Annotated in this window: 28 protein-coding genes and 1 pseudogene; 13 read left to right on the top strand and 16 right to left on the bottom strand. The window is 66.3% G+C overall.

The features are described 5' to 3' along the window. Window positions 1-60 precede the first annotated feature (60 nt). On the top strand, window positions 61-1,263 hold the full coding sequence (locus AC1DYU_RS07985) for a pyridoxal phosphate-dependent aminotransferase (RefSeq protein ID WP_476791157.1): 1,203 nt from the start codon (window positions 61-63) through the stop codon (window positions 1,261-1,263). Next, entirely contained in the window at window positions 1,264-1,686 is a 423-nt protein-coding gene (locus AC1DYU_RS07980; RefSeq protein ID WP_476791156.1) for a rhodanese-like domain-containing protein, read from the top strand. 122 nt (window positions 1,687-1,808) lie between these two features. Here the strand turns inward: AC1DYU_RS07980 and trmD are convergent, their stop codons facing one another. The 7 genes from trmD to ffh form a co-directional block, all read right to left on the bottom strand. Next, entirely contained in the window at window positions 1,809-2,495 is a 687-nt protein-coding gene (gene trmD / locus AC1DYU_RS07975) for a tRNA (guanosine(37)-N1)-methyltransferase TrmD (protein WP_476791155.1), read from the bottom strand. Continuing rightward, entirely contained in the window at window positions 2,492-3,169 is a 678-nt protein-coding gene (locus AC1DYU_RS07970; RefSeq protein ID WP_476791154.1) for an HAD family hydrolase, read from the bottom strand. Before AC1DYU_RS07970 ends, trmD begins: the two co-directional genes overlap by 4 nt. Continuing rightward, window positions 3,159-3,686, bottom strand: a complete 528-nt coding sequence (gene rimM, locus AC1DYU_RS07965) for a ribosome maturation factor RimM (RefSeq protein ID WP_476791153.1) — start codon at window positions 3,684-3,686, stop codon at window positions 3,159-3,161. The genes AC1DYU_RS07970 and rimM overlap by 11 nt, the downstream gene beginning before the upstream one ends. A 150-nt stretch (window positions 3,687-3,836) precedes the next feature. Next, window positions 3,837-4,196, bottom strand: a complete 360-nt coding sequence (gene rpsP, locus AC1DYU_RS07960) for a 30S ribosomal protein S16 (protein WP_476791152.1) — start codon at window positions 4,194-4,196, stop codon at window positions 3,837-3,839. A gap of 14 nt (window positions 4,197-4,210) precedes the next feature. Further along, the gene (locus tag AC1DYU_RS07955) at window positions 4,211-4,471 is read right to left on the bottom strand and encodes a hypothetical protein (protein WP_476791151.1); all 261 of its coding nucleotides are present in this window, start codon (window positions 4,469-4,471) and stop codon (window positions 4,211-4,213) included. Between the two features lie 8 nt (window positions 4,472-4,479). Continuing rightward, on the bottom strand, window positions 4,480-4,743 hold the full coding sequence (locus AC1DYU_RS07950; protein WP_103875756.1) for a hypothetical protein: 264 nt from the start codon (window positions 4,741-4,743) through the stop codon (window positions 4,480-4,482). Further along, window positions 4,740-6,332: a signal recognition particle protein gene (gene ffh / locus AC1DYU_RS07945; RefSeq protein ID WP_476791150.1), complete on the bottom strand. Its 1,593-nt coding sequence runs from the start codon at window positions 6,330-6,332 to the stop codon at window positions 4,740-4,742. The genes AC1DYU_RS07950 and ffh overlap by 4 nt, the downstream gene beginning before the upstream one ends. A gap of 375 nt (window positions 6,333-6,707) precedes the next feature. On the opposite strand from ffh, the gene AC1DYU_RS07940 reads away from it, so the two are divergent. The 5 genes from AC1DYU_RS07940 (at window position 6,708) to AC1DYU_RS07920 (ending at window position 10,221) form a co-directional block, all read left to right on the top strand. Continuing rightward, complete coding sequence (locus AC1DYU_RS07940) at window positions 6,708-7,136, top strand: hypothetical protein (protein WP_476791149.1); 429 nt, start codon at window positions 6,708-6,710, stop codon at window positions 7,134-7,136. 75 nt (window positions 7,137-7,211) lie between these two features. Then, entirely contained in the window at window positions 7,212-7,787 is a 576-nt protein-coding gene (locus AC1DYU_RS07935) for a CAP domain-containing protein (protein ID WP_476791148.1), read from the top strand. A gap of 84 nt (window positions 7,788-7,871) precedes the next feature. Then, the gene (locus tag AC1DYU_RS07930; RefSeq protein WP_476791147.1) at window positions 7,872-8,498 is read left to right on the top strand and encodes a LysE family translocator; all 627 of its coding nucleotides are present in this window, start codon (window positions 7,872-7,874) and stop codon (window positions 8,496-8,498) included. A gap of 17 nt (window positions 8,499-8,515) precedes the next feature. Further along, window positions 8,516-9,115: a class I SAM-dependent methyltransferase gene (locus AC1DYU_RS07925; protein WP_476791146.1), complete on the top strand. Its 600-nt coding sequence runs from the start codon at window positions 8,516-8,518 to the stop codon at window positions 9,113-9,115. Window positions 9,116-9,162: 47 nt separating this feature from the next. Then, window positions 9,163-10,221 carry an MBL fold metallo-hydrolase gene (locus AC1DYU_RS07920; RefSeq protein ID WP_476791145.1) on the top strand — a complete coding sequence of 353 codons (1,059 nt, stop codon included), beginning with the start codon at window positions 9,163-9,165 and terminating at the stop codon, window positions 10,219-10,221. A 155-nt stretch (window positions 10,222-10,376) separates the two neighbouring features. On the opposite strand, the gene AC1DYU_RS07915 is transcribed toward AC1DYU_RS07920, so the two are convergent. After that, a complete protein-coding gene (locus AC1DYU_RS07915; protein ID WP_476791318.1) occupies window positions 10,377-11,276 on the bottom strand; it encodes a GyrI-like domain-containing protein in 900 nt (299 codons plus the stop codon). Window positions 11,277-11,420: 144 nt separating this feature from the next. On the opposite strand from AC1DYU_RS07915, the gene dapF reads away from it, so the two are divergent. Together dapF and mtaB are read left to right on the top strand one after the other, a co-directional pair. Further along, window positions 11,421-12,305: a diaminopimelate epimerase gene (dapF, locus tag AC1DYU_RS07910; protein ID WP_476791144.1), complete on the top strand. Its 885-nt coding sequence runs from the start codon at window positions 11,421-11,423 to the stop codon at window positions 12,303-12,305. Continuing rightward, a complete protein-coding gene (gene mtaB / locus AC1DYU_RS07905; protein ID WP_476791143.1) occupies window positions 12,305-13,579 on the top strand; it encodes a tRNA (N(6)-L-threonylcarbamoyladenosine(37)-C(2))-methylthiotransferase MtaB in 1,275 nt (424 codons plus the stop codon). Before dapF ends, mtaB begins: the two co-directional genes overlap by 1 nt. A 3-nt stretch (window positions 13,580-13,582) precedes the next feature. Here mtaB and AC1DYU_RS07900 read toward each other — a convergent pair whose 3' ends face one another. The 4 genes from AC1DYU_RS07900 to AC1DYU_RS07885 form a co-directional block, all read right to left on the bottom strand. Beyond that, a complete protein-coding gene (locus tag AC1DYU_RS07900; protein ID WP_476791142.1) occupies window positions 13,583-14,695 on the bottom strand; it encodes a sulfite oxidase in 1,113 nt (370 codons plus the stop codon). A gap of 120 nt (window positions 14,696-14,815) precedes the next feature. After that, the gene (locus AC1DYU_RS07895; RefSeq protein ID WP_476791141.1) at window positions 14,816-16,525 is read right to left on the bottom strand and encodes an AMP-binding protein; all 1,710 of its coding nucleotides are present in this window, start codon (window positions 16,523-16,525) and stop codon (window positions 14,816-14,818) included. A gap of 156 nt (window positions 16,526-16,681) precedes the next feature. Beyond that, a complete protein-coding gene (locus AC1DYU_RS07890; protein WP_476791140.1) occupies window positions 16,682-18,766 on the bottom strand; it encodes an elongation factor G in 2,085 nt (694 codons plus the stop codon). 983 nt (window positions 18,767-19,749) lie between these two features. Further along, window positions 19,750-20,490 (bottom strand): contact-dependent growth inhibition system immunity protein, encoded by a 741-nt coding sequence (locus tag AC1DYU_RS07885; protein WP_476791139.1) that lies wholly within the window; start codon window positions 20,488-20,490, stop codon window positions 19,750-19,752. 63 nt (window positions 20,491-20,553) lie between these two features. On the opposite strand from AC1DYU_RS07885, the gene AC1DYU_RS07880 reads away from it, so the two are divergent. After that, entirely contained in the window at window positions 20,554-20,952 is a 399-nt protein-coding gene (locus AC1DYU_RS07880) for an Imm8 family immunity protein (protein ID WP_476791138.1), read from the top strand. A gap of 771 nt (window positions 20,953-21,723) precedes the next feature. Here the strand turns inward: AC1DYU_RS07880 and AC1DYU_RS07875 are convergent. From AC1DYU_RS07875 to AC1DYU_RS07865, 3 genes and pseudogenes are all read right to left on the bottom strand, one after another. Then, window positions 21,724-21,846, bottom strand: a pseudogene (locus AC1DYU_RS07875) (SDR family oxidoreductase); the annotation flags it as partial. 140 nt (window positions 21,847-21,986) lie between these two features. Continuing rightward, window positions 21,987-22,457, bottom strand: coding sequence for a peptidoglycan-binding domain-containing protein (locus AC1DYU_RS07870; RefSeq protein WP_476791137.1), 471 nt, complete (start codon window positions 22,455-22,457; stop codon window positions 21,987-21,989). Window positions 22,458-22,642: 185 nt separating this feature from the next. Next, window positions 22,643-23,431 carry an SDR family NAD(P)-dependent oxidoreductase gene (locus AC1DYU_RS07865; RefSeq protein ID WP_476791136.1) on the bottom strand — a complete coding sequence of 263 codons (789 nt, stop codon included), beginning with the start codon at window positions 23,429-23,431 and terminating at the stop codon, window positions 22,643-22,645. 216 nt (window positions 23,432-23,647) lie between these two features. Between AC1DYU_RS07865 and rplS the strand changes: the two genes are divergently transcribed. Beyond that, a complete protein-coding gene (gene rplS / locus AC1DYU_RS07860) occupies window positions 23,648-24,043 on the top strand; it encodes a 50S ribosomal protein L19 (protein ID WP_476791135.1) in 396 nt (131 codons plus the stop codon). Window positions 24,044-24,243: 200 nt separating this feature from the next. On the opposite strand, the gene AC1DYU_RS07855 is transcribed toward rplS, so the two are convergent. Then, complete coding sequence (locus AC1DYU_RS07855) at window positions 24,244-24,642, bottom strand: hypothetical protein (protein ID WP_476791134.1); 399 nt, start codon at window positions 24,640-24,642, stop codon at window positions 24,244-24,246. 159 nt (window positions 24,643-24,801) lie between these two features. Here AC1DYU_RS07855 and AC1DYU_RS07850 point away from each other — a divergent pair, with 159 nt between their 5' ends. Further along, on the top strand, window positions 24,802-25,254 hold the full coding sequence (locus tag AC1DYU_RS07850; protein ID WP_476791133.1) for a GNAT family N-acetyltransferase: 453 nt from the start codon (window positions 24,802-24,804) through the stop codon (window positions 25,252-25,254). A 60-nt stretch (window positions 25,255-25,314) separates the two neighbouring features. Then, window positions 25,315-25,488 (top strand): hypothetical protein, encoded by a 174-nt coding sequence (locus AC1DYU_RS07845; RefSeq protein ID WP_476791132.1) that lies wholly within the window; start codon window positions 25,315-25,317, stop codon window positions 25,486-25,488. The last annotated feature ends 34 nt before the right edge of the window (window positions 25,489-25,522 follow it).

The raw sequence follows: 25,522 nt of genomic DNA, 5'->3' as shown, positions 1-25,522 counted from the left end.
CTAAACCACGCCCGCGCCTGCCAAAACGGCGTGCCCTGTCCGAAATCCGGAGAACCTCCCATGGCCTTCCTTGCCGACGCCCTGAAGCGCGTGAAGCCCTCTGCGACCATCACCATCACGCAGAAGGCGCGCGACCTGAAAGCGCAGGGCAAGGACGTGATCTCGCTCTCCGTCGGCGAGCCCGATTTCGACACGCCCGACAACATCAAGGAAGCGGCCATCGCCGCCATCCGTCGCGGCGAGACCAAGTACACGCCGGTCTCCGGCATCCCGCAGCTGCGCGAGGCGATCACCCGCAAGTTCAAGCGCGAGAACGGCCTCGACTACAAGGCCAACCAGGTCATCGTCTCGACCGGCGGCAAGCACGTCATCTACAACGCCCTGCTCGCCACGCTGAACCCGGGCGACGAGGTCATCTGCGTCTCGCCCTACTGGGTCAGCTATCCCGAGATGGTGGCGCTCTGCGGCGGCACGGCGACCTTCGCCGAGACCAAGATCGAGAACGAGTTCAAGCTCCAGCCGGAAGAGCTCGAGCGCGCGATCACGCCCAAGACCAAATGGGTGATCCTGAACTCACCGTCGAACCCGTCGGGCGCCGCCTATAGCCGCGCCGAGATGAAGAAGCTCACCGACGTGCTGATGCGCCACCCCCATGTCTGGGTGCTGACCGACGACATGTACGAGCACCTGGTCTATGGCGACTTCGAGTTCGTGACGCCGGCCCAGGTCGAGCCGGGCCTTTATGACCGCACGCTGACCATGAACGGCGTCTCGAAGTCCTACGCCATGACCGGCTGGCGCATCGGCTACGCGGCCGGCCCGCAGCATCTGATGAACGCCATGGACCTAGTCCAGGGCCAGCAGACGTCCGGAACCTCGGCGATCTCGCAATGGGCGGCCGTCGAGGCGCTGGACGGCACGCAGGACCACCTGCCGGTCTTCAAGAAGGCCTTCGAGCGCCGCCGCGACCTCGTCGTCTCGATGCTGAACCAGACCCGCGGCCTGGTCTGCCCCAAGCCCGAGGGCGCCTTCTACGTCTATCCCGACTGCTCGGCCCTGATCGGCAAGACCATGCCGAACGGCAAGACGATCGAGACCGACGAGGATCTGGTCATGGGCATTCTGGAGAACGAGGCGGTCGCCGCCGTCCACGGCTCGGCCTTCGGGCTCGGCCCCAACTTCCGCATCTCCTACGCCACCTCGGACGAGAAGCTGGAAGAGGCCTGCCGCCGCATCCAGCGCTTCTGCGCCGAATTGCGCTGAGTGATCCCGCGCGGCCTGCCGCGTCGGCTATTCCTGGCCGGGAGCTTCACGCTCCCGGCCAATTTCGTTTCGGGGCAGATGACGGCCTCGCTGTCGGCGCGCGAAGCCTATGATGTCGCCCGAGCCGGAACTCTCGTCCTGATCGACATCCGCACGCCCGAGGAATGGCGCGACACCGGCTTAGCCCAGGGCGCGATCGCGCTCGACGCCGAGACGCCGGGCTTCGAGGTCAGGCTGGCAGGATTGCGGCTCGACCATCCCGCCAAGCGCATCGCCCTGATCGACCGCTCGGGCGGGCTGAGCTCATCACTGCGCAACAAGCTCGCCGGCCGCGGCTGGCGCGAGATCGTCGCGGTGCGCGGCGGCATGCTCGGACCGGGCGGATGGCTGGCGGAAAAGCTGCCGGTGGTGGCTTATCCCTGATGACGGGCGTCATTCTCGGGCGAAGCGAAGCGCAGACCCGAGAATCTCAGGCAGGATGAAGCGCGGGAGGCTTCTGGTCATGAGATGCTCGGGTCAAGCCCGAGCATGACGTGCGACGGTTCTCAGAGCTCTTTGAGCAAATCCGGTCGTCGCTCCCGCGTGATCCGCTCCGCCTCGTCCCGCCGCCACTTCGCGATGCGGGCATGGTCGCCGGACAGCAGCGCTTCCGGCAGGCCCCTGCCCTCCCACTCGCGCGGCCGGGTGTAGTGCGGATATTCGAGCAGGCCGTTCTCGAAGCTCTCGTCCTGCCCCGAAAGCTCCTTGCCCATCACGCCGGGGATCAGCCGCACGCAGGCGTCGAGCAGCACCAGCGCCGCCATCTCGCCACCCGACAGGATATAGTCGCCGATCGACACCTCGGTCAGCCCCCGCCCCTCGATGACCCGCTCGTCGACACCCTCGAACCGGCCGCAGACGATGACGACGCCCTCGCCCGCCACCCAGTCGCGCACCTGGGCTTGCGCGAGCGGCCGCCCGCGCGGCGACATCAGCAGGCGCGGACGCGTGTCGCCGGCGGGAACGGCGGCATCGATCGCCGCGCCCAGCACGTCGCAGCGCAGCACCATCCCGGCCCCGCCGCCGGCCGGGTTGTCGTCGACATTGCGGTGCCGGCCGATGCCGTGATCGCGGATCTGGTGCGTCTCCAGCGACCACAGCCCCTTGCGCAGGGCCTCACCCGACAGCGAGACGCCGAGCGGGCCGGGAAACATCTCCGGGTAGAGGGTCAGGACGCTGGCGCGGAAGCTCATGCCGCAGAGAAGCGCAGCGCCGGCAGCCCGTCCAGCGCCGTGAAATCCTTCGCGCTGGCGATGACATTGTCGAAGCCGGCGAAGGCCTTCTCGTCGAGCATCGTCATGATGGCGACCGCCCGCATGCCGGCACGGCGCGCCGCCTCGATGCCGTTGGGCGCGTCCTCGAAGACGATGCAGTCTTCGGGCGCGATCTTCATGCGCTCCGCGGCGCCCAGGAACAGGTCCGGGTTCGGCTTGCCGCGAAAGCCCTGGCTTGGCGCGATGATCGTCGCGAAGCGCGAGCGCATCCCCAGCGTGTCGATCACCACATCGATATTGCCCGGAGGCGCCGCCGAGGCCAGTGCCATCGGCACGCCGGCCGCGTCGGCGCAGGCCATCAGCGTGAGCAGGCCAGGCAGGACGGCGATGTGGGGCCGATAGGCCTCGCGGTAGAACAGTTCCTTATCGTGGCCGAGACGCGTGATCTCGTCGGCGCTGGCCGCCGGAAAGAGCGGCCTCAGGATCTCGTCGGAGGCCATGCCGGCCGTGCGGTGGAAAAATTCGTCGGCGTCGAAGGGCAGGCCATGGGCCGCGAGCAGCTTGCCCCAGGCATTCTCATGAAAGCGCATATTGTCGACGATGGTCCCGTCCATGTCGAAGATCAGGGCGCGGGCAGGTGTCTCATTCGTCATCGTCGATCTCGAACAGCCCCTCGGGCGGAACCGCCTCGATCCGCCGGGCAGCGATGTCGATGCGTGGCGCGAACGCCTTGGTGAAGGGCATCAGCACCGAGCGGCCATCGGGCGTCGCGATGTCGAGCAGGTCGCCGGCACCATAATTCGCCACGACCGTGACGGTGCCCAGCGTCGCCCCATCAGGCCCGATGACGGCACAGCCGATCAGGTCGGCCTGCAGGAACTCGTCCTCGTCATCGGGCGCCGGAATCTTGTCGCGCGCAACGAAGAGCTGCACGCCGTTGAGGCTTTCGGCCGCCTCGCGGCTGGTGATGCCCTTGAGCCGGGCGACCACCACCTCCTTGGCGGGGCGGATCTCGGCGATCTCGAACAACCGCCCCTTCTCGTCGGACAGGGGGCCGTATTCGGCGATCGCCAGCGGATCACCGGTGAAGGCCTTGATCCGGACCTCGCCCTTGATGCCATGCGCGGCGCCGATGACGCCGAGCAGGACGAGCGTGTCGTCAGCAGCCATGGCGTGCACCACCGGGCAAGAACGCTCTCGCCGTCATGCTCGCCCTTGTGGCGAGCATCCACGTCTTGAACACCACTCGCGACCAGCGAAGACGTGGATGGTCGGGACAAGCCCGACCATGACGACCGGCATCGCAGGTCTCGATTGGCATCACGCCTCGGCTTCGGCCGGGGCTGCGCTCTTGGCGGCCTTCTTCTCGGCGCGCTCCTTGGCCTTGTCGCCCGGGAGACCCTTATTGGGGTTGCTGCGGGCGGGACGCTTGGAGATGCCGGCGGCGTCGAGAAAGCGCAGCACGCGGTCGGTCGGCTGGGCGCCCTTGGCGAGCCACTCCTTGGCCTTCTCGAGATCGAGAACGACGCGCTCGGGCGAATCCTTCGCCTTCATCGGATCATAGGAGCCGATCTTCTCGATGAAGCGGCCATCGCGCGGCGCGCGGGCATCGGCGATGACGATGCGGTAGTAAGGGCGCTTCTTGGCGCCGCCACGGGTCAGGCGGATCTTGAGGGACATTCTCGTTCTTCCTTTTAAGCTTCGTTTTCGGTTTTCACTGTGGCGATGGCCGCGAGCAGCTCCGCCTCTCCTTGCATCGACGTCGACTTGAACACCTCGAAGTCCACGCTTCCGTCTTCACAGACATCGATCTCCCACTTCTCGCCGGGAGGGTTCGCCACGATGGAAATCGCGTCGTCCCGGTAGATCGTGGGCGAGTGATCGATACCCGCATCTTCCAAGGCCTGCTGGATCGACCAGATCTTGGCCAGCATATCCGCGGCGCTGAAACTCATGATTTTGCTTATGCCTTGTTGTCGTCGACCAGCTGGTCGATCGCGGCCCAGGGGTCATCCTTCATACCGGTCGAGGTGAAGATCTCGAGATCGATCGAACCGTCTTCCAGAACGTCGATCTCCCAGTACTCTCCCGGCGCATGCACGAAGAACGAGAAGGCGTCGTCCCGGTAGGACGACGTCTCATAGGACAGGTTGGCGTCGTCGAGACGCGCCTTGACCTGCTTGAACACGTCGAACATGCCGACGCGCATTTCGGTGGGCTTGGTCACTTCTTCTTGCCTCCGAAGGGGTTGGAGCCCCCCAGCCCCGGAAGACCCCGGCCCGGCATCCCGCCCAGACCGGGCAGCTTCGGCATCATGCCGGCAGGCGGCGTGACGCCCTTGGGCAAACCCGAAAAGCCGCCCGGCGGCATTGCCGGCATACCGCCGCCCGCGCCGAACTGCTTCTGGAGCTCGGCAAGTTGCGCGGGATCCATCTTCGACGGATCGGGCATGCCGGCCGGCAGGCCGCCTCCGCCAAGACCAAACATCGAGCCGAGCTTGCCGAGCATGCCGCCCTTCTGCTTGGCCATCTGCTTCATCATGTCGGCCATGCCGCGATGCATCTTGAGCAGCTTGTTGATCGATTCCGGCGTCGTGCCCGAACCCGCTGCGATGCGCTTCTTGCGGCTGTTCTTGAGCAGGTCGGGATTCCGGCGCTCAGCCGGCGTCATCGAATCGATCGCGGCGATCATCCGCTTGAACATCTTGTCGCCGACGCCGGAGCTGGCGAGCTGGGCCTGAGCCTGCTTCATGCCGGGCAGCATGCCCATCACGCCGCCAATGCCGCCCATCTTCTCCATCTGCTGGAGCTGCATGCGCATGTCCGAGAGGTCGAAATGCCCCTTGGCCATGCGCTGCGTCGCGGCTTGCGCCTGCTCGGCGTCGATCGTCTCGGCCGCGCGCTCGACCAGGCCGACGATGTCGCCCATGCCGAGGATACGGTTGGCGACGCGCGAGGGATGGAAATCCTCCAGCGCATCGACCTTCTCGCCGGTGCCGACGAGCTTGATCGGCTTGCCGGTGACGGCCCGCATCGAGAGCGCCGCGCCACCACGCCCGTCGCCGTCCATGCGGGTCAGCACGATACCGGTCAGGCCGACGCGGGCATCGAAGGCGCGCGCTGTATTGACCGCATCCTGACCCGTCAGCGCGTCGGCGACGAGCAGCACCTCATGGGGATTGGTGGCCGCCTTCACCTCGGCGACCTCGGCCATCAGCGTGTCGTCGAGCGTGACGCGGCCGGCGGTGTCGAGCATCACCACGTCGAAGCCGCCGAGCCTCGCGGCCTCGACCGCACGGCGCGCGATCTGCACGGCGGACTGGCCCGCCACGATCGGCAGCGTCTCGACGCCGACCTGCTTGCCGAGGATGGCAAGCTGCTCCATCGCGGCCGGGCGGCGCGTATCAAGCGAGGCCATCAGGACGCGCTTCTTGTCGCGCGTGGTCAGGCGCTTGGCGATCTTGGCCGTCGAGGTCGTCTTGCCAGAGCCCTGCAGGCCGACCATCAGGATCGGCACCGGCGGCACGGCATCGAAGGTGATGCCCTCGCCCTCGCCGCCGAGCATGTCGATCAGCGCGTCGTTGACGATCTTGATGACCTGCTGGCCGGGCGTGATCGACTTCAGCACCTCGGCGCCGACGGCCCGCTCGCGCACCTTGTCGGTGAAGGAGCGCACCACTTCGAGCGCGACATCGGCCTCGAGCAGCGCCTTGCGCACCTCGCGCAGTGCGGCGTTGACGTCCTCCTCGGTCAGCGAACCCCTGCGGGTCAGCCCCGAGAGGATGCCGGATAGCCTGTCGCTGAGCGTGCCGAACATGCGGACCTGCTTGCCTTGCCTACGATCATGAAGCCGAAAGTGGAAACCGGTTTTCGGCCCACTTCATGCTCAAAATAAGCCGATATCAGGAGACCTATCGCCAAACGGTTTCGCGCCCGAGGGCGCAGACGCGCTGTCGGGCGTTGACCTCCGGGCTCATGAAGCGCGCTTGCGCGGCCCGGTCGGCTGATGCGGTCTCGACGATGTCGGCGAAACGGATGGCCGGGTTAAAGCCGGAGATTGTGGTGGAAGTCAAGGTTGCAGCCCGAAAGCCTACGAAACCAACCGTCGAATGCCCAGGAGTCGAATGCCCGGGACTTGAGAGCTTTGGCGGCTCCGCTATACACATCGGCCCTGCTCAACCGGAGATCGATAATGACCGCCAGAGCCATCAAGAGCTGCTTATTCGGAATTGGCGCCGTGATTCTGGGCACCTCCCAGGCAATGGCGCAGGCCTGCCCCGGCAACTTCAAGGCTGACGGCGTACCGATGGTCACAGGCATCACCTATCGCAGCTGGGACCTGATCAAGGGCAAGGCACCGGCCGCCGTCCTGAAGAATCTCGCCGCCGCAGTCGCCGCCGAAGGCTTCGCCGGCATCCGCGTCGACAACGCCACGAGCTCCGTCGCCGCGATCCAGGAGACCAGCGGCTCGGGCCGGCCGCAGACCCTGCGCGTCACGGCTCGCCAGAGCGGACCGGCGACCCGCGTCGATGCGGTCTTCGTCGTGCAGGCCGGACAGGTCGCGCCGGAAGGCTATGTTCGCGACGCACTCTGCCGCGTCATCGCCGGCGGACGCGGCTGAGCCACGCGCGGCTTCTGTCGCAGAAGCGCCCGGATCGCGGGGCACATCGTCGGCCTGCTCTCGTGAAAGGCGACGATGACCCCACTGATTCCCCGCCTGGCGTTGCTCGCCATTGCCCTGCTCGCGGCCGGCTGCGCCGGCGAGCCGCGTCGCACGACGCCGCTCGATCCGCGCGCCGCTGAGCGCCTCGCCGCGGTCAGGCTCGATTCGGCTGAGGCAAACCGCATCTTCAACGCTTACCGCGCCAGCCAGGGTCTTGGCCCGGTCAGGCTCGATCCGGCGCTGACCGGCATGGCGCAGCGCCAGGCCGACGCGATGGCGGCAGGCAATGCGCTCTCGCATGATGCCGGCGGCAGCTTTGCGTCGCGCGTCCATGCGGCTGGGCTCGACGCGGCGCGCGCGGCCGAAAACCTCGGCGGCGGCTACTACTCCACGCAGGAGGCCTTTGCCGGCTGGCGCGCCTCGGCCGGCCACGACGCCAATCTGCGGATGAAGGAGGCGACCCGCTTCGGCATCGCGCTCGCGAAGGACCCGCAGACGCAATACCGCGCCTGGTGGGCGCTGGTGATCGCAGGCGAGCCGGAAAAACGCATCGAGATGTCGGCCGGACCGGTCGGCTATTTCGGCTCGAACCTGCCGCGACCGCGCTGAGACGACAGTCCCCTCGCTTGACGGAGCCCTTTACAAACCCTCGGCCTTGGGGATGGCTCGCCGCAGCCAACTCCGGAGCCAACCATGACCTTTGAAACCTGGGCTGCCTTCGCCGCCGCCACCGCCGTCCTGCTCGTGATCCCGGGGCCGACGATCCTGCTCGTCGTCTCCTATGCGCTCGGCCAGGGCTGGCGCACGGCGGTGCCGACCGCTGCAGGCGTGGCACTGGGCGATTTCACCGCGATGACACTGTCGATGCTGGGCGTCGGCGCCTTGCTGGCGACCTCGGCCACGGTCTTCACGGCGCTCAAATGGGCCGGCGCGGCCTATCTGATCTGGCTCGGCATCAAGCTGTTTCGCGCCGGCGGGACGCTCGATGCCAAGCCGCGCGAGGATGCCGTCTCGTCGCTGAAGATGCTCGGCCATGCCTGGCTGGTGACGGCGCTGAACCCCAAGAGCATCACTTTCTTCGTTGCCTTCCTGCCGCAGTTCCTCGATCCGAAGGCTGATTTCTGGACGCAGATGCTGATCTTCGAGGCGACCTTCGTGACGCTCGCCGCCGCCAACGCCTTCGGCTACGCGCTGGTCGCCTCGCGCGCCCGCAATGTCGTGAAAAGCCCGCGTGCACTCAGCGTCATCAACAAGACCGGTGGCGCCCTGCTGATCGGGGCCGGCATCGCCACCGTCGCCATGCGAACCAGTACGCGCTGACGACGAAGCCGATACGCATGAGCAGCCGCGATCGCGTCACCCTCGATTTCTATGCCGCCGAGGCGCAAGCCTATGCCGGCCGGGCGCGCGAGGCCGAGCATGAGCGGATCGCGGCCTTCGCCGCCGCTTTGCCCGCCGGGGCGCGCGTCCTTGAGCTCGGCTGCGGCGGTGGTCATGACAGCGTGGAATTGCTGGCGCACGGGCTTGACCTGATGCCGACCGACGGCTCGCCGGAACTGGCTGCACAGGCGAGCCTGCGGCTCGGAAGGCCCGTGACAGTTCTGCTGTTCGAGGATCTCGACACGCAGCAAGCCTTCGACGGCGTCTGGGCCAATGCCTGCCTGCTGCATGTCCCGCGTAGCGCGCTGCCGGGCATTCTCTTGCGCGTCCATGCCGCGCTGAAGCCGGGCGGAGTGTTCTACGCCAGCTTCAAGGCCGGAACCGAGGAGGGCCGCGACCGGTTCGGTCGCTACTACAACTATCCTTCGCCCGACTGGCTCAAGAGCGCCTATGGCGCCGATCACTGGCGGACGCTCGCCGTCGAGGAAGATCTCGGCGGCGGCTATGATGGCGAGCCGACACGCTGGCTGCATGCGAGCGCCGTCAAGCGACCGTGAAGGCCGACGGACTTGACCGCACTTCGCGGCGCCCCATCTTCTCCGGCATGAACCGCCGCAAGCTGCTCTCCCTCCTCGGGATCCCCGCCCTGCTCGCCTCGACCGGCGCGGCCTGGGCAGCGATCTCCCGTTCCCGCAATCCCTATTACCAGGGACCGGTCACCGAGAATTTCGACGGCGTGATGTTCACCGACGGCCGGCCCGTGACCAAGGGCCTTGCCGACGTACTCCGCTGGCAGACCTCGAAGCGCGAGCGCGAGGCCTTTCCGCGGAGTTATCCGGCTCCACAGCAGGACAAGCCGCCGGCCAGCGTCGATGGCGTTCGCATCGTCCATCTCGGCCACGCCTCGTTTCTCTATCAGGTCGCGGGGCTGAACTTGCTGATCGACCCGGTCTATTCGCAGCGGGCGAGCCCGCTCTCCTTCATCGGCCCGCGTCGCGTCAACGAGCCTGGCGTCGCCTTCGCCGATCTGCCCCGCATCGATGCGGTGCTGATCACCCACAACCACTACGACCATCTCGACATCGAGACGCTGGCACGCCTGCACAAGCGCGACGCGCCGCGCATGATCATGCCGCTCGGCAACGACACCATCGTCAGGGCCCGCATTCCCGATGCCCGCACGCAGGCGCATGACTGGGCGGACCGCGTGGCGCTGTCGGATGCCGTCTCCTTGACGCTTGTGCCGAGCTATCACTGGTCGGCACGCGGCGCCTTCGACCGCCGCATGGCGCTATGGTGCTCCTATGTCATCGAGACCGCCGGAACGAAGGTCTTCCACGTCGGCGACACCGGCTATCACGACGGCTCGCTCTATGAGCGGCTCGGCACCGAACACGGCCCGTTCCGCCTGGCCGTGCTGCCGATCGGCGCCTATGAGCCGCGCTGGTTCATGTCCGACAACCACATGAACCCGGACGAGGCCGTGAAGGTGATGCTGGCGCTGAAGGCCGAGCAGGCGATCGGCCACCACTGGGGCACCTTCCAGCTCACCGACGAGGGCATCGAGCACCCGCCGGCGGCCCTGGCTGCAGCACTGGCGCAGGCCGGCCTGCCTGAGGAGCGCTTCAGGCCGATGCGGCCAGGGTTGAGCTGGACGGCTTGAGTCGAAGGCGGCGGCTCAGGGTGTTGGGGTGTAGCCCTCCCCGTCATGGTCGGGCTTGTCCCGACCATCCACGTCTTCTCTGATCGAAGGTCGTGTTCAAGACGTGGATGCTCGTCACAACGGCGAGCATGACGGTTCTGTCATGGAAACCCTGCCTATTTCGGCTGCACGTAGACGTTGATCTCGAGATTGGGATCGGCCGGGTCGCTCAGCTCGCCGACATACTCCTCGAGGAAGGCATCCTTCACGGTGATGCTCTTGGCCTCGAGATAGGCCGTGATCGTCTCATAGGTCGAATCGATGTCGTCATAGGGCGCGACATGGACGAAGCGCAGCGACGGCCCCGCCGGCGACAGCCCCGGCCTGACCCCGCTGCCGAAGCTTGAACTCCGGTCTCCGGCCGGGGCCTGGCCGACCGGCAGCATCGCCTCGTAGCGGAAGCCGTTGTCGTCCGTCTCCAGGAAGAGCGTCAGCGGCCGCCCGGCTATCGGGAGCTGCGCCCTGTCGGCCTCCTGGCGCAGGATGCGGAAGCTCTCGTTCAGGCGCTTGAAGCCCTCGTCCCAGCTCGACTGGCCCGACAGCATCAGCACCGGCTTGGCGACGAGCAGCACCGAATCGACATCGCTCGGATCGCCACGCTTGCCGGCCAGCGTCTCGTTGGCGTTGGTCGTCCCCGTCTGCTGCTGCAGGTTCGGCGGCTGAACCGGCTGCATCGTTCCCGGCGGCGGCAAGGTCGGCGGCGGTTGGACCGGCTGCGGATCGAGCGGAACCTGCGGTGCAGGCGCCGGCTGCATGGGCTCGGGCGTCACCGGCCTTTGCGGGGCTGGGGCGGGCTGAACCGGCTGTGGGCCTGGCACGGCGTCCGGCACCGGCGCGGGAGGCGCGGGCAAGGACGGCGCCGGCTGAGCCTGAACGGGAACCGCCGCTCCCGGCGGAGGCGCCAGCGGCACGGATTCGACGGCAGTGGGTGGGGCGATACGCGTCTGGGCCATGGCGATCAGGGCTGTGCCCAACAGCGCGGCCAGCGCCACAACAGCAATCCGGGAATGCCGCATCGTCACGGTCCTGTCCAACGAAAGCGAATCGCGCCCTTGCGGCGCAACATAGAATGTCCACCTAGGCCAAGGAACGCCGCCAAGGGTGGCTTTTTCACGTCGCCTCCGTCATAGAGCCGCACTTCATGGGGTATGTGTGACAGAATGAACGCCCTGGCCCATCGCCGGTTCCTCAAGATGAACGGTCTCGGCAACCAGATCACCGTGCTCGATCTGCGCGGAACGAAGCTGCGCGTCAGCGAGAGCGATGCGCGCGCCATCGCTGCCGAGCCCCGCGCCCGTTTCGACCAGCTCATGGTCCTGCATGACGCGCCGGTCCCCGGAATCGATGCCCTTATCCGCATCTACAACACCGATGGTTCGGAAGCCGGCGCCTGCGGCAACGGCACGCGCTGCGTCGCCTGGGCGATGCTGGCCGATCCCATGATGGGCGATCCCGGCAAGACAGTGCTGACCCTGCAGACCAAGGCCGGCCTGCTGCCGGCGCGGCGCGAGAGCGACCTCGTCTTCACCGTCGACATGGGCGAGCCCAAGCTCGCCTGGGAGGACATCCCGCTGGCCGAGCCCTTCCACGACACGGCCCATTTCGAGCTCCAGATCGGCCCGATCGACGATCCGATCCTGCACACGCCCTGCGCCGTCAACGTGGGCAATCCGCACGCCGTCTTCTTCGTTGACGACCCCTACCGCTTCAACCTCGCGCAGATCGGCCCGCTGCTCGAAAACCACCCGATCTTCCCCGACCGCGCCAACATCGAGCTCGCCGCAGTGATGGCGCCCGACCATATCGTGCTGCGCGTCTGGGAGCGCGGCGCCGGCATCACCCAGGCCTGCGGTTCGGGTGCCTGCGCAGCGCTGGTTGCCGCCGTCCGCCGCGAATTGTCGGCCCGCAAGGCCGTGGTCAGCCTGCCGGGCGGCGACCTGACCATCGAATGGCGCGAGAGCGACGACCACGTCCTGATGACCGGCCCGGTCGAATTCGAATGGGAGGGCACGCTCGCGCCCGAGCTGTTCGAGACCGCCGCCTGATGACCCTGGAGGTCGTCACCTTCGGCTGCCGCCTCAACATCGTCGAGGGTGAGGCGATCCGGCGCCAGGCTGAGACAGCCGGCATCGCCGACATGGCCATCGTCAACTCCTGCGCAGTGACCGCCGAGGCGACGCGCCAGGCGCGCCAGGCCATCCGCCGGCTCAGGCGCGAACGTCCCGACCGGCCCGTCATCGTCACCGGCTGCGCCGCCCAGATCGAACCCGGTCGCTTCGCGGAGATGCCTGAGACGGCCCGCGTCATCGGCAATGCCGAGAAGATGCAAGGCGCGACCTGGACGGCGCTTGCCCGCTCGAACAGCCTTGCAGCCGCGACCGGCGGCCCTGCCGCCGAGAAGATCGCCGTCGGCGACATCATGGCGCAAACCATGCTGGGAGCTGTCCAGAATGGGCGCTCGGCCACCCAGACGCGCGGCTTCGTCCAGGTCCAGAACGGCTGCGACCATCGCTGCACCTTCTGTGTCATTCCCTTCGGCCGCGGCAATTCGCGCTCGCTACCCATCGACAGCGTGGTGGCGCAATGCCGGGCGCTGAGCGAGGCCGGCGCACGCGAGATCGTCCTGACCGGCGTTGATCTGACGAGCTATGGCCGCGACCTCGATGGCGCGCCGACGCTCGGCCTTCTGGTCCGCGCAATCCTGCGCGCGCTTCCCGAATTGCCGCGCTTGCGCCTCTCCTCGATCGACGCCGTCGAGGTCGATGACGATTTGCGCGAGGCGATCGCGACCGAAACCCGGCTGATGCCACATCTGCACCTCTCGCTGCAGGCCGGCGACGATGTGATCCTGAAGCGGATGAAGCGCCGCCATGGCCGCGACGACGCGATCCGCTTCTGCGCGGAGATGCGAGCCTTGCGCCCGGACATCGCCTTCGGCGCCGATCTAATCGCCGGTTTCCCGACCGAGGACGAGGCGATGTTCGCCCGTTCGCTCGACCTCATCGTCGAATGCGGGCTGAGTTTCGTCCACGTCTTCCCCTATTCGGCACGCCCCGGCACGCCGGCCGCCCGGATGCCGCAGCTTCAGGGCGAGATCGTCTCGGAGCGTGCGGGCCGGCTGCGCGAAGCCGCCGCCGCGGCCCATGCGGCGCATCTCGGCGCACGCCTCGGCAAGCCCCTGAGCGTGCTGACCGAACGCGGCAACACCGGCCGCGCCGAGGATTTCACGCTGGTGCGCTTCGGGCAGGACATCGCGGCGGGTGAGATCGTGCAGGTCCTGGCTGGCGCGGCGGACCAGCGGGCGCTGCTGGCGGCCTGATCCTCACTCGGCTTGCGCCGCGCCGCAGACCCTCTGCACCTGATTGTTGCAGTAGCCTCGCGGATTCCACTCCATCCCCAGCGGCTGCGCGTTCCCTCCGACATCGCGCGCCTGCGCCAGCACGGCCAGAGGTCCCGGGCTCTCGATCGCAAAATCGGCGGTAAAACGCCGCCACGCGAAAGGCCCCTCGCCTTCCTCAAGTACGGCCTCGCGCCAGGTCGCGCCGCCGTCGCAGGAGACGCGCACCCCCGCAAGCGCCACCGCCCCGCTCCAGGCGAAGCCTGATACGCCGAGAACCCCGCCGACCGGGACCGTGAACCCGTGCTCCGGCCCGGTGATCAGCGATTTCACCGGCATGTCGGTGATCACAGCAAACAGGCTCTCGTCGAGCGGCTCTCCAGGGCGAACTGCTTCTGTCGGCATCCGGTAATCGGTGCCGCGCATTTTCGCACCGTCATGCTCGTGAGGGCACAGCGCGATGCGGTCGAGCCATTTCTGCCAGGCCGAACCCGGGAAGCCCGGCGCGACGATCCGCAACGGGCCGCCATGCAGGCGCGGCAGCGGCTCGCCATTCATGGCAAAGGCGATCAGCGTCTCAGGGCTCAGCGCCTTGGCGATCGGCAATCCGCGCGACAACGCCGGCCGCGCCGGATCGGCGATCAGCCGGTCGGGCGCATCATGCCCGGTATAGACCGCCGAGGGCCGCACCCCCGCATGCTCCAGCACATCCCTCAGCCGCACGCCGGTCCAGCGCGCGCAGCCGACCGCTCCGAGCCGCCAGGGCAGCCCGTCCGTCGCCGGCGAGAATTGCGAGCGGCCATTGCCGGCGCATTCGAGCACGGCTGTGAGAGTCACCGTCTCGAAGCGCGCGCGCAGCGCGGAAACGGTCCAGACGGCAGGCCGTTCGACCTCTCCGTCGATGGTCAGCGTCCAGTCGCGGCCGGAGTCGATCTGCGGCACGTCGCCATTGTTGCGGATGAAGAAGGCATCGACCGGCGTGATCGGATCGCGGAGCAGGTCGAGCGTCGGTTCGGCATTCAGCGCGGCGTCGTCATGAACATAGAGCCCTGGCTTGAGACGGCGCAGGAGCGGCAGTTCGAGCAGGGGGCGAGGCAAACAGCCACTCTCCGTTGGCGCAGGCACGACCGCACCGGAGGGTCCCGGCCGCGATCTCATCCCGGCGAGCTTAGACCAGCCGGGAGGCGAAGGCGATGGCGCCCCGCGCATCGCCCGCCGCTAGACCTTGCTCGCAACCTCCTCGCGCAGCGCCCGCCGCAACACCTTGCCGACATTGGTCTTCGGCAGGCTCTCGCGGAAGAAGATCTGCTTGGGCACCTTGTAGCCGGTCAGGCTCTCCTTGCAGAAGGCACGCAAATCGTCGGCCGTCAGCATGTCGTCCTTACGGACGACGAAGGCGGTGACGGCCTCGCCGGAATGCTCGTCGGGCAGGCCGATCACCGCCGATTCCAGCACGCCGGGATGCATCGCGAGAACGTCCTCGACCTCGTTGGGATAGACGTTGAAGCCCGAGACCAAAACCATGTCCTTCATCCGGTCGACGATCCGGACCTGCCCGTCCGGCTGCAGGACGCCGATATCGCCGCTGCGGAAGAATCCGTCCGGCGTCATCACCTTGGCGGTCTCGTCGGGGCGGTTCCAGTAGCCGACCATCACCTGCGGGCCGCGGATGCAGATCTCGCCGGCTTCGCCGATGGCTAAGTCGTTGCCCTCGGCGTCGCGGATGGCAATGTCGGTCGAGGGCAGCGGGAAGCCGACGGTGCCGCTGAACTCGGAGATGTCGGGCCGGTTGATCGAGGCGACGGGCGAGGTCTCCGACAGGCCGTAGCCCTCGATGATCGGCCGGCCGGTGACCTGCTTCCAGTGCTTGGCGACGGCAGCCTGCGTGGCCATGCCGCCGGAGACGGCAAAGCGCAGTTCGTCGAAATTGACCTGGGCGAATTCGGGATGGTTGGCCAGCGCGTTGTAGAGCGTGTTGACGCCAGAGATCAGGGTGAAGCGGCTCGCCTTCAAGGTCTTCACAAAGCCGGAGATGTCGCGCGGATTGGCGATCAGCAACCCCTTGGCGCCGATGCGCAGCATGAACATGCAGCAGCAGGTCAGCGCGAAGATGTGGTAGAGCGGCAGCGCGGTCACCATGACATGCTGGTAGTCGCTGCGTCCCAGCGGGGGCTCCAGCGCCCAGCCGAGCCAGAGCCCGCATTGCTCGACATTGGAGGCGACGTTGCGATGCGTCAGCGTCGCGCCCTTGGCGATGCCGGTCGTGCCGCCGGTATATTGCAGGAAGGCGACATCGTCGGGCGTCACCGTGACCGGCGCCATCGCGTCAGGTCCCGCCAGGATCGTCCGCAGCGGAACGAAGCCCGGCAGGTCGAAGGGCTTGACCACCTTCTTGATCCGGCGCGCGACGAAATTGACGATGTGCCCCTTGAAGCCCATCAGGTCGCCCGCCGTCGCGACGATGATGGTGTCGAGCTTCAGATGGGGCTTCGCCTCCTCGACGACATGGGCGAAGTTCTCGATCACGACCAGCACGCGGGCGCCGGAATCGTTGAGCTGGTGCGTGAGCTCGCGCGCCGTGTAGAGCGGATTGACGTTGACGACGGTGAAACCACCGAGCAGCGCGCCGAAGATCGCAGCCGGATAGGCCAGGATGTTCGGCATCATCAGCGCGATGCGATCGCCCTTCTGGCAGCCCCGCGCCTGGAGCCAAGCGGCGAAGGCCCGCGCCGCTGCGCCCGTCTCGGCAAAGCTGATCGACTTGCCGAAGCTCTCGAAGGCCGGCCGCGCGGCATAGGTCTCGCAGGCTCCCGCGATCAGATCGGCCAGCGTTCCGGCCTCTCCGATCTGCGGCGGCACCGCCGGCGGGTAGTGGCCCAGCCAGGGCCGAGCGTCGGGCGTCGCCTGCAGGGCGCTGCTCGGAGTCATGGTCGTCCTCCCATGTCGCCCGGCTTTCGCCCCTGTGACGGGTCAGCCGGTGCTTTTTTCGTAACCCTACACTGCTGAACAGCGGCGGCGGGCGCAAGCGCCCGCCGATCTTTATCCTCCTAAAGGTTTACATGTGAACTTATTAGGCAAGCGCCCTCAACGCGCCTGCGCCAGGGCATGGGCATGCGCCGAGACCACCGCATCGGCCGGTTTGCCCGCGAGTTCGGCGAGATGGTCGAAGCGCGCGCTGAAGGAACCCACGCCCGAGGTCGCGGAGCGCAGCTCGACGATCAGCCCCGCCATCTCCGCCTCCGGCAGGAGCGCGTTGATCTGGTCCCAGCCACGCCAGCCCGGCCGCGCGTCGTAGCCGAGGATCTGGCCGCGACGGGCCGAGAGGATGGCCGAGGCCCGCGACATCGCCTCCGAGGGGATCACCACCTCGACCGCCAGGATCGGCTCGAGCAGCACCGGCTTCGCCTGCGGCACGGCTTCCGCCATCGCGATCCGGGCCGCCTGGCGGAAGGCCATGTCGGAGGAATCGACGCTGTGATAGGAGCCGTCGGTCAGCGTCACCTCCAGATCGACCAGCGGAAAGCCGAGCGGCCCATTCCGGCAGAAATCCCGGACCCCCGCCTCCACCGAGGCGATGTACTGCCGTGGCACGGCGCCGCCGACGATGCGGTCGACAAAGCGGATGCCCTCGCCGCGCGGCAGCTCCGACACCTCCAGCACCACATCGCCATACTGGCCATGCCCGCCGCTCTGCTTGCGATGCCGCCCGCGCGCCCCGGCGCGGCTGCGGATCGTCTCGCGATAGCCGATCTGCGGCGGCCGGCTCTCGACCGCGACGCCATAGCGGCCCGACAGCCGTTCCAGCGTCACCCGCAGATGCATCTCGCCCTGGCCCGACAGGCGCATTTCGCCAAGCTCCGGCAGATGCGCGACGCTCAGCGCCGGATCCTCCTCGGCGAGCCGCGCCAAGGATGATGTCAGCCTGACATCGTCCTTGCGGTCCTTCACCGCGACGGCGAGCGCATGAACCGCCTCGGGCGGCGCGATCGCGCTGACCAGCGTGGCGCGCTGCTTGCCGGGTGCGATCGACTCGCCCGTCGCCACGCCCTCCAGCCGGGCGAAGGCCACGACCTCGCCCTCCTCGGCCGCCGGCTTTCGCGTCTGCTCGGCGCCCTTCAATTCGATCACGCCGGCGATGCGCGTCTCGACCCCGCCCGACGAGGTCACGACATCGCCCTCCGCCAGCCGGCCGCGCAGGACACGCGCGAGCGAGAGCTTGCCGCCATGGCTGGAATGCCAGGTCTTCATCACCTGGGCCAGCGGCGCGCCTTCGGTGACGACACCAATGCGCCCGCGTGTCGAGGCCAGGCTCGGCGCCTCGTGCCGCAGCGCCTTGAGCAGCCGGGTCACGCCATTGCCGCGCTCGGCCGAGCCGATCAGCACCGGCACGACATGGCGATCCTGCAATTCGCGGGCGAGGTCGTCGAAGATGCGGTCCCGCGGCGGCTCCATGTCGCCGAGCAAATCCTCCATCAGCGCGTCGTCGTAATCGGCGAGCGTCTCCAGCATCGAGAAACGGGCGTCCTTCTCGCGCTCCGATTCGTCCGCCGCGAGCGGCACAACCTCGCTTGCCGCATGCTCGCGATAGATGAAGGCCCGCTCCAAAGCGAGGTCGATGAAGCCGACTGCGATGCCCTTCTGCCAGATCGGGATCTGGCGCAGCAGCAGCGGCGTCCGCGAGGCCCGCTGCAGGATCGCCAGCGTCTCGCGCACCCGCCGCGCCGCCGTGTCGATCTTGTTCAGGAACAGGAAGCGCGGGATGTCGGCCTCTTCGAGCTCGCGCAGCACGAGTTCGAGCGCCGGCGCCTTCCTGTCGTCGGCCTCGCAGACCACGACCGCGGCATCGACCACGGGGAGGACATGGCGCATCTCGTGCAGGAATTCGACCGAGCCGGGGCAGTCGATGAACTGGAAGCGCTCGCCGAGGAACTCGACGCCGGCGATGTTCGGCTCCGTGCTCATCTGGTGGGCGCGGGCCTCGGGCGCCGTATCGCCGAGGCTGTTGCCGGTCTTGACCGATCCGGCCCGGGAAAGCCCTCCGCAGCGCTCGACGATGCTTTCCAGCAAGGTCGTCTTGCCGCTCTGGAAGGGGCCGACGATGGCGATGCATCGCGGCCCCGCGCGTCTGACGCCGTTCGCCGGTCCTTCGGTTCGCGCTTGTGCGGGCATGGTTGTCCTCCTTCGGGTCTGGCCGCGAAGGACGCAAGGCGATCAGCCTGCGGGCTCCGGCGCGGCATGAGGCCAGCGGGGACAGGATGAGGGGCGCCCACGCCGGTCGGGCGGCGGTCGCTCCGCCCCGACAAGGTCGGGCGGCCGTCGAAGAGGGTCGTGCCGGCAGGTTCGCGCCGATGGGGGCTGGGCGCAAGGGGATTATGTGTTGCGGTGCGGTGGACAGCGCTGGCGTCGTCGAAACAGGCGCGGGGAACCTTCTCCCCCTCGTGGGGAGGCGCGGAGCCTCGCGGCAGAACCCTCTCCTGTAAGGAGAGGGCAGGGTGAGGTGTCGGCCGTTGGACCAATTGCGTAAAAAACCCAACGGCGCGGCGGTGAGGGCTCGCTGAACCTTCGAACGGCCGACCCCTCACCCCTGCCCCTCTCCCTACGGGAGAGGGGTTCCCCGCGCTTCGCCTCAAAGACGCACAGCAAATCCCCGCCCGTGCCGTCAGGCGCGGGCGTTGTCGATTGAGGGGCAGCGGAGCGCCGCGAGACGCGAGGGTAGAGATCCGCAACCATTGAGCCAGGTCGCGGCGCGGATGGATTGAGCCACCATCCGCACGCCCCGTGGCGCTCCGCTCATCGGCGATTTCAGTCTCCGGGCCGCGCTTATAGGGAGAGGCTTGGCCTGCCTTGCCGTCCTGCGGCCTCAACGCCCCATGGGGTGCGCCACACCGCGGTGTCGGACCTGACCGCTTCCGCCGTCCCGTCCAGCGAGCTCCTCGCACAGGGACCGTAGTACCCCCAGGGCGGTGCCCCGAAGCCTCCCGAGTCCGGGGTGCAAACCCGGCCGCAGGCGCCGCTCCCACCCCCACCAACGGCATACCTCCGGATGGCTGCCCCTCGGGGATGAGGTGGTGGGAGGATAAGGGCGCTGTCGAGAGCGGGGATAAGTGCGGCGGCAGTAGCCGCTATGGGTCGATAGCGGAAGGCGCCAGCTGTCACTCGCCTTTCCAGTTCCGAATGACGTCCACCAAGTCGGCGTCATTCCCAGTGATAGAAATGGACGAGAAGAAAAAACCGTCCGCCAAAAGTTCCTTGAAGAAGGGCTCTATGACGTTCCAGTTAGGGTCGACGACAATTCCCTTTGACGGCCCGATCTTTAGAAGTGCTGTCGCTTCTACGACCAGTCCACTGCTCAGTATTAGTCTACAAGGGCTTACAACCTCAAAGCCCAAACGCGAACCAGCCGCACGCCACTCGCCGCCTTGATCCGGTGGCAACTCAAGGACAAGGCCCGACATCTCTCGAAATTCGACAGTCTCGTAATATGGGTGAGCCAAAGCGCGGTCGCACAGCGAATTTAAGCGGGCCCTGTACTCTGGCCGATCGTCCCACACTCGATCATTCGCTCTCAGCAAGCTTGCCAGAATGTCTCCGGGGAACATGCCGCCATTAAGGAGGGGACTTTCTTCAAGCCTGGGCCACACCAAATCCAGCACATAAGGAAAACCATCCTGCTGGCTTATGAGGCGCCCAATTTCCCAGTCTGAGAGCTCTCTGAGCGGCTTCTTGTGAGCACCGTAGATAGTCTTAATCATAGGGGTCGGCGCGTCTTCCGGCCTTGGCACGAGATCGCCGGTTAACTGCTCCAACGTCGATGACAGATCGGTGCGTTCGCTTTGCATAACGCGCAGCGGAGCATATGTGTCTGAGGTCCGCAACGGGCCGAAAGCGGTCATCTGGCGCGCAAAACGTTCTCGTGCCAGATTGTCGAGAATATTGGCGGAAGAGCGCGAAAATCGATGAAGGCCAAGGTATTTGATATCGCAGTTTGCGACCCTGAATACCTCCAAGCATATTTTCCCGATGACCTCACAGAATTTTGCGCATCCATTGAAATGAGCATCGGCCCGGTAGGAAGCCGCGGGGGTGATTACTTTCACGCAATCGCCTGCTCGCCGTCATGGTTCCACAACAATGTCTTGTTGCCAAAAAAGAAGCATGAAAGCCATGAGCAGGTTGTCAGGGCTGAATTTGGTAGGAATTTTCTATTTTTTGCTACCTTTGATGAAGATGAAATAAAGAGGTTCGTTGCTGATTTCATCGATAAGCAATCGGGACATGACTGGCCAGAACTGGCTGGGCGCCTAGCAAGATATTTTCATTGGGAGTTTGAAGACTACGTCGTCCTAAAGGTATAGGCCCGCCCATGTGGGCTGAGCAGGTCCGGCGGCGACACCTGATCCAGAACCCGCCGGGACCGATCTGCGAAATGTAGGCTCCAGGGGGAGCGAACCACGCCTCCACCTGCAGCACGGGAGCTGGCTCGGCGGGGAGCATGTCGGCCATGGGTCGGAAGCGGATGCTCGACCGCGCACCTGCAGCAGGGGTGCGATGCCAACATATCGATGTCGGCCTATGCGTCGTACGTTGGCGGCTTCGTCACCTGTTCGACCCTTGTCCTCTTCCCAGGCGTGGGAAGATTGCATATCGTTAAATGCTTAAGCGCGCTGCCCCGCTGTTGACGCGATCTCGACTCGGAATTCGTATGAAAACATTCGCGTTGATATTCCTTATAAACTCAAATCTTCTTCTTAAATTTGGAGCGTACAAATTTATAATATGCTATATCTCGATAATAGTGTACTATTTAGTGCGCCGTTATCCTGATTATGATGCCGCGCACTTTGGCAATTTTCTGCTTTTTATCGTACTTTTAGGTCCTGCCTTATTAGCTATTTTATCTCTCTTGATGTCGATATACTTGGCTGCCACTCTAAGGCACGAGGCTGTCGAAGAGGCTTCTATCATACGTAAGGCTGGGTACGATCAGCTCACATAGCCCTGCATAGCTCGCCGACGGACAGTGCCTGCTATGAATAGAGTGGATTCCCAGCCCGCACCCGCAGCAGGGGTGATGGCTGCAGCGGAGCATGTCGGCTATGGGTCGGAAGCGGACCCGAGCCACCCCCTCACAGATTCCGCCGCTCCCCCCGCAGCGTCGCCAGCCCGATCCCGACCGCGTCGAAGCCGCCATCGACCGCCAGCGTCTGGCCGGTGATGTAGCTCGCCTGCTCGCTGCACAGGAAGATGATCGTTGGACGCTGCTGCCATTGTCCGGAGACAGCGAGCTTACGCGATGGCTCGGCAAGATGGCGAACGACGAAAAGGGCAAGCCGAGACGGACACAAGTGTTCGACCACCTTTGGCAACCTCGGCCTCAGATTTCTTTGGCTCAGATCTGGGCCATGTATTTGTACAGCATCTCCCTCAGACGCTCGGGAAAGTCGGCCCGAAAATGCAGCCGGACCAGCTCATACTCGTAAAGTTCCTTGATCTGGATGTTGAGGTAGAAAATCGTATAGATAGCCATGCTGCCGCCATCGACAAACATCCAGTTGACATCTTTAATCTTGTCGATGCACCCGTCCCTGACGACCGTGATGCCACGCGAGACCATCGCGGTCTGGAAAGCCTTGATCCGGGCCTTCGTCTTCGGACCGATCAGCCCGTCCACCGTCAGCATCGCGCCGGAGGCGCCACCGGCAGCGGCGCGCGCACCGGCATTGGCGGGGTGCTTGAACCAGAGATTCAGCAGATACTGAACCAGCGCGACATCGTCGCGATTATTGGCGCGTCCGGGTCCGACACCCATCTCGACGACGAAGAAGGTGGAGTCGTCGACGTAATCCACAACCTTGGCCATGATCGCCTCCCATGACGGGAAAGCCCAGCGCCGCCCCGTGCGATCATGGATAGGCGCGAACTGTCACCGGCGCTGTTCCCGGCGGAACGGGCCGTTACAGCCTCCTAGACGGCGACACAGCGACACTCTGTGAAAACAAGGCGTTGATCGTCGCTGCCTGGATCATGCAAGCAGCGCCCTCCCCCTCACAGATTCCGTCTCTCCCCCCGCAGCGTCGCGAGCCCGATCCCGACCGCGTCGAAGCCGCCATCGACCGCCAGCGTCTGGCCGGTGATGTAGCTCGCCTGTTCGCTGCACAGGAAGAAGATCGCCGAGGCCAGCTCCTCCTCCAGCCCGTAGCGGGCGAGCGGGATCGCGTCGCGGTAGTCGGCGCGGATTTCGGGCGAGTGCACCGCCGCCGCCATGGCGGTCTCGACCGGACCCGGCGCGACCGCGTTGACGCGAATGCCGAGGCTCGCAAGTTCCGCCGCCTGCTGCTTGGTGAGATGGCCGAGCGCCGCCTTCGAGGTGCCGTAGGCGACGCGCAGGGTCGAGGCGCGCAGGCCCGAGATCGAGGTGATGTTGACGATGGCGCCGCCGCCGCCATCGGCCATCAGCGGGGCTGCGAGCTGCGTCGTCAGGAACGGCCCGGTCAGGTTGACCGCCAGCACGCGGTTCCACTCGGCCAGGCTGGTCTCCAGCAGCGGCTTGAACACCGCCGTGCCGGCATTGTTGACCAGCGCATCGAGCCGCCCGAAGCGCGCAGTGAGCGCCGCGAAGGCAGTCTCCAGCGCAACCGGATCGGACACGTCGCAGGGCAGCGCCAGCGTCGCGTCAGGCCGGCCGATCCCGGCGACGGCGGCAGCGAGCGTGGCCGCCTCGATGTCGAGCAGCGCGACCTGCCAGCCCTCGGCGAGGAAGCGTTTCGCGGTGGCAAGCCCGATGCCGCGCGCGGCGCCGGTGACGAGGGCGACCTTGGTGATGTCCTGAGGCATGGCTTTTCCGACCCGGTGGCTGTCATTCCTGTTGGTGCCAGCCTAAGCATGCGCGACGCGTGGACGCCAAGCGGCGCCTTCCCCGCCGGGCCGCTCCTGCGAAAGGCCTGCGCTCGACAAGCGGCGCCATCTCCTGTATGGCCCGCGCACTCAACTGAAAACAGCGTGCCGAACGCCCGCGCAGATCAAGCGCGACAGCGGCAATTGGAGATACCCGTGAACATTATCGAACAGCTCGACAAAGAGCAGATCGCCAAGCTCAGCGAAGGTCGCGAGATCCCGCACTTCCAGCCCGGCGACACCGTCCAGGTCAATGTGAAGGTCAAGGAAGGCGAGCGCAGCCGCGTTCAGGCCTATGAAGGCGTCTGCATCGCCCGCAACGGCGGCGGCCTCAACCAGAGCTTCACCGTTCGCAAGATCAGCTATGGCGAGGGCGTCGAGCGCGTCTTCCCGCTGTTTTCGCCGAACCTCGATTCGATCAAGGTCATCCGGAAGGGCAAGGTGCGCCGCGCCAAGCTGTATTACCTGCGCGATCGTCGCGGCAAGTCGGCCCGCATCGCCGAGCGCGTCGAGGCCCGTCCGGCCAAGGGCGCCAAGGCCGAAGCCAAGTAAGCTCCGGCTTCAGGCAAGAGAGTTTTCAAACGCGGTCCCTCGGGGCCGCGTTTTTTTGTTGTCTCAAGCCCTCATCCTGAGGAGCCGCGAAAGCGGCGTCTCGAAGGATGCTCCAGAAGGCGCCCGAGACCGCTGGAGCATCCTTCGAGACGCAGCCTTCGGCTGCCCTCAGGATGAGGGCTGAACACTGGAGGCCCGCTCTACTCCTGATTGCCGAAGGTCATATCGCGGCGCGCGGTCAGGATGCTGATCGAGTAGCCCGCGACGACATCGACCAGCGCCATCAGCGTGATGATCAGGAAGGTGCCGGTGCCGAAGGCCGGAACCAGCAGGAAGCCGACGAAGCAGCCGATGAAGACCAGCATCGACAGGCCGTGATTGAGGATCGAGGTGGATTTCGCGCTGGCGGCGTTCATGATCTCGAAGAACAGCACGATGGTCGAAATCGCGAGCAGGAGTTCGCTCACCGTCAGGGCAAAGCGCGCACCCGAGGGCAGGTTGAAGCCGAGCAGCTCGGCGCCCAGCGACAGCCCCATGACCTGGATGGCGACGGCATAGGCGGCGATCGCCAGAACCATGAAGGGAAAGAACCTCAGCATCGCGTCACCGTCCGGTTGCTGGCGCCTCGCACGCCGCCATCTCCATAGCAGCAGCGCGGGACGCACGCACGCGGCACGCGACGTCATTGCAGCATCGGGGATTGCCGGGACCGCCTGTCTGCGGGTAGCTCGTGCCCGCCCTTGCCGGAGAACTGCGACGTGTTCGTCTTCGAGACCGCCTCGGAACAGGATTTCGAGCGCCTTTTCGCGCTCCGGATCGAAACCATGCGCCCGAGTCTGGAGCGGATCGGCCGCTTCGACCCGCAACGCGCCCATGAGCGGTTTCGCCGAAGCTTCCGACCCGACCATACCCGGCTCATCATCGCCGATGACGGCGCGCTGGCCGGCTGCGTCGCGCTGGGCCCGGACACCGATGGACTGCTGCTCGAGCATTTCTACATCGCCTCTGCCGCGCAGGGCCGGGGGCTGGGCTCGGCGGTGCTGCTGCGCCTGCTCGAAGAGGCGCAGGCAGCCGGGCTGGCCGTGCGCCTCAGCGTGCTCCAGAAGAGCGAGGCCGGGCGGTTCTATGCGCGGCACGGCTTCGCGCCGGTCGGCGAGGACGAGTGGGACGTCTATTACGAATGGCGCCCCCTCCCACAACGCAATGCCTGAGGCGTTGCGAGCCTATCGGCTTCGTTGCCGCCGCAGTCTGGAACTGGTAGAGACAGCGCCATGATCGCAGTCCGCGCAATCGAGGATGGGAGGCTATGCATCGTTCGCCGCGAGGTGAACATGCGCCGCATTCCGACGACGCAAGGCTTCGCCGCGCTGCACGACCATGCCCGCCTGCCCTGGCGCTTCTTCGGCCGCTTCACGGCGTCGCTCGTAGGGCTTACGCGCGCCTGAGACCTGCGCTCGCGCAGGCGACAGGCCGACGCCC

This window comes from Allobosea sp. P2_B12 (genome assembly GCF_056404835.1).
Note: the sequence above shows the minus strand (reverse complement) of the source record. Positions and strands in the feature narration are given on the sequence as shown.

Bases quoted from the DNA above. Each gene is read 5' to 3' on its own strand.
- AC1DYU_RS07985 (WP_476791157.1), top strand. From the start codon at position 61: ATGGCCTTCCTTGCCGACGCCCTGAAGCGCGTGAAGCCCTCTGCGACC.
- trmD (WP_476791155.1), bottom strand. From the start codon at position 2,495: ATGAGCTTCCGCGCCAGCGTCCTGACCCTCTACCCGGAGATGTTTCCC.
- AC1DYU_RS07970 (WP_476791154.1), bottom strand. From the start codon at position 3,169: ATGACGAATGAGACACCTGCCCGCGCCCTGATCTTCGACATGGACGGG.
- rimM (WP_476791153.1), bottom strand. From the start codon at position 3,686: ATGGCTGCTGACGACACGCTCGTCCTGCTCGGCGTCATCGGCGCCGCG.
- rpsP (WP_476791152.1), bottom strand. From the start codon at position 4,196: ATGTCCCTCAAGATCCGCCTGACCCGTGGCGGCGCCAAGAAGCGCCCT.
- AC1DYU_RS07955 (WP_476791151.1), bottom strand. From the start codon at position 4,471: ATGAGTTTCAGCGCCGCGGATATGCTGGCCAAGATCTGGTCGATCCAG.
- ffh (WP_476791150.1), bottom strand. From the start codon at position 6,332: ATGTTCGGCACGCTCAGCGACAGGCTATCCGGCATCCTCTCGGGGCTG.
- AC1DYU_RS07940 (WP_476791149.1), top strand. From the start codon at position 6,708: ATGACCGCCAGAGCCATCAAGAGCTGCTTATTCGGAATTGGCGCCGTG.
- AC1DYU_RS07935 (WP_476791148.1), top strand. From the start codon at position 7,212: ATGACCCCACTGATTCCCCGCCTGGCGTTGCTCGCCATTGCCCTGCTC.
- AC1DYU_RS07930 (WP_476791147.1), top strand. From the start codon at position 7,872: ATGACCTTTGAAACCTGGGCTGCCTTCGCCGCCGCCACCGCCGTCCTG.
- AC1DYU_RS07925 (WP_476791146.1), top strand. From the start codon at position 8,516: ATGAGCAGCCGCGATCGCGTCACCCTCGATTTCTATGCCGCCGAGGCG.
- AC1DYU_RS07920 (WP_476791145.1), top strand. From the start codon at position 9,163: ATGAACCGCCGCAAGCTGCTCTCCCTCCTCGGGATCCCCGCCCTGCTC.
- AC1DYU_RS07915 (WP_476791318.1), bottom strand. From the start codon at position 11,276: ATGCGGCATTCCCGGATTGCTGTTGTGGCGCTGGCCGCGCTGTTGGGC.
- dapF (WP_476791144.1), top strand. From the start codon at position 11,421: ATGAACGCCCTGGCCCATCGCCGGTTCCTCAAGATGAACGGTCTCGGC.
- mtaB (WP_476791143.1), top strand. From the start codon at position 12,305: ATGACCCTGGAGGTCGTCACCTTCGGCTGCCGCCTCAACATCGTCGAG.
- AC1DYU_RS07895 (WP_476791141.1), bottom strand. From the start codon at position 16,525: ATGACTCCGAGCAGCGCCCTGCAGGCGACGCCCGACGCTCGGCCCTGG.
- AC1DYU_RS07890 (WP_476791140.1), bottom strand. From the start codon at position 18,766: ATGCCCGCACAAGCGCGAACCGAAGGACCGGCGAACGGCGTCAGACGC.
- AC1DYU_RS07885 (WP_476791139.1), bottom strand. From the start codon at position 20,490: ATGACCGCTTTCGGCCCGTTGCGGACCTCAGACACATATGCTCCGCTG.
- AC1DYU_RS07880 (WP_476791138.1), top strand. From the start codon at position 20,554: ATGAAGGCCAAGGTATTTGATATCGCAGTTTGCGACCCTGAATACCTC.
- AC1DYU_RS07870 (WP_476791137.1), bottom strand. From the start codon at position 22,457: ATGGCCAAGGTTGTGGATTACGTCGACGACTCCACCTTCTTCGTCGTC.
- AC1DYU_RS07865 (WP_476791136.1), bottom strand. From the start codon at position 23,431: ATGCCTCAGGACATCACCAAGGTCGCCCTCGTCACCGGCGCCGCGCGC.
- AC1DYU_RS07855 (WP_476791134.1), bottom strand. From the start codon at position 24,642: ATGCTGAGGTTCTTTCCCTTCATGGTTCTGGCGATCGCCGCCTATGCC.
- AC1DYU_RS07845 (WP_476791132.1), top strand. From the start codon at position 25,315: ATGATCGCAGTCCGCGCAATCGAGGATGGGAGGCTATGCATCGTTCGC.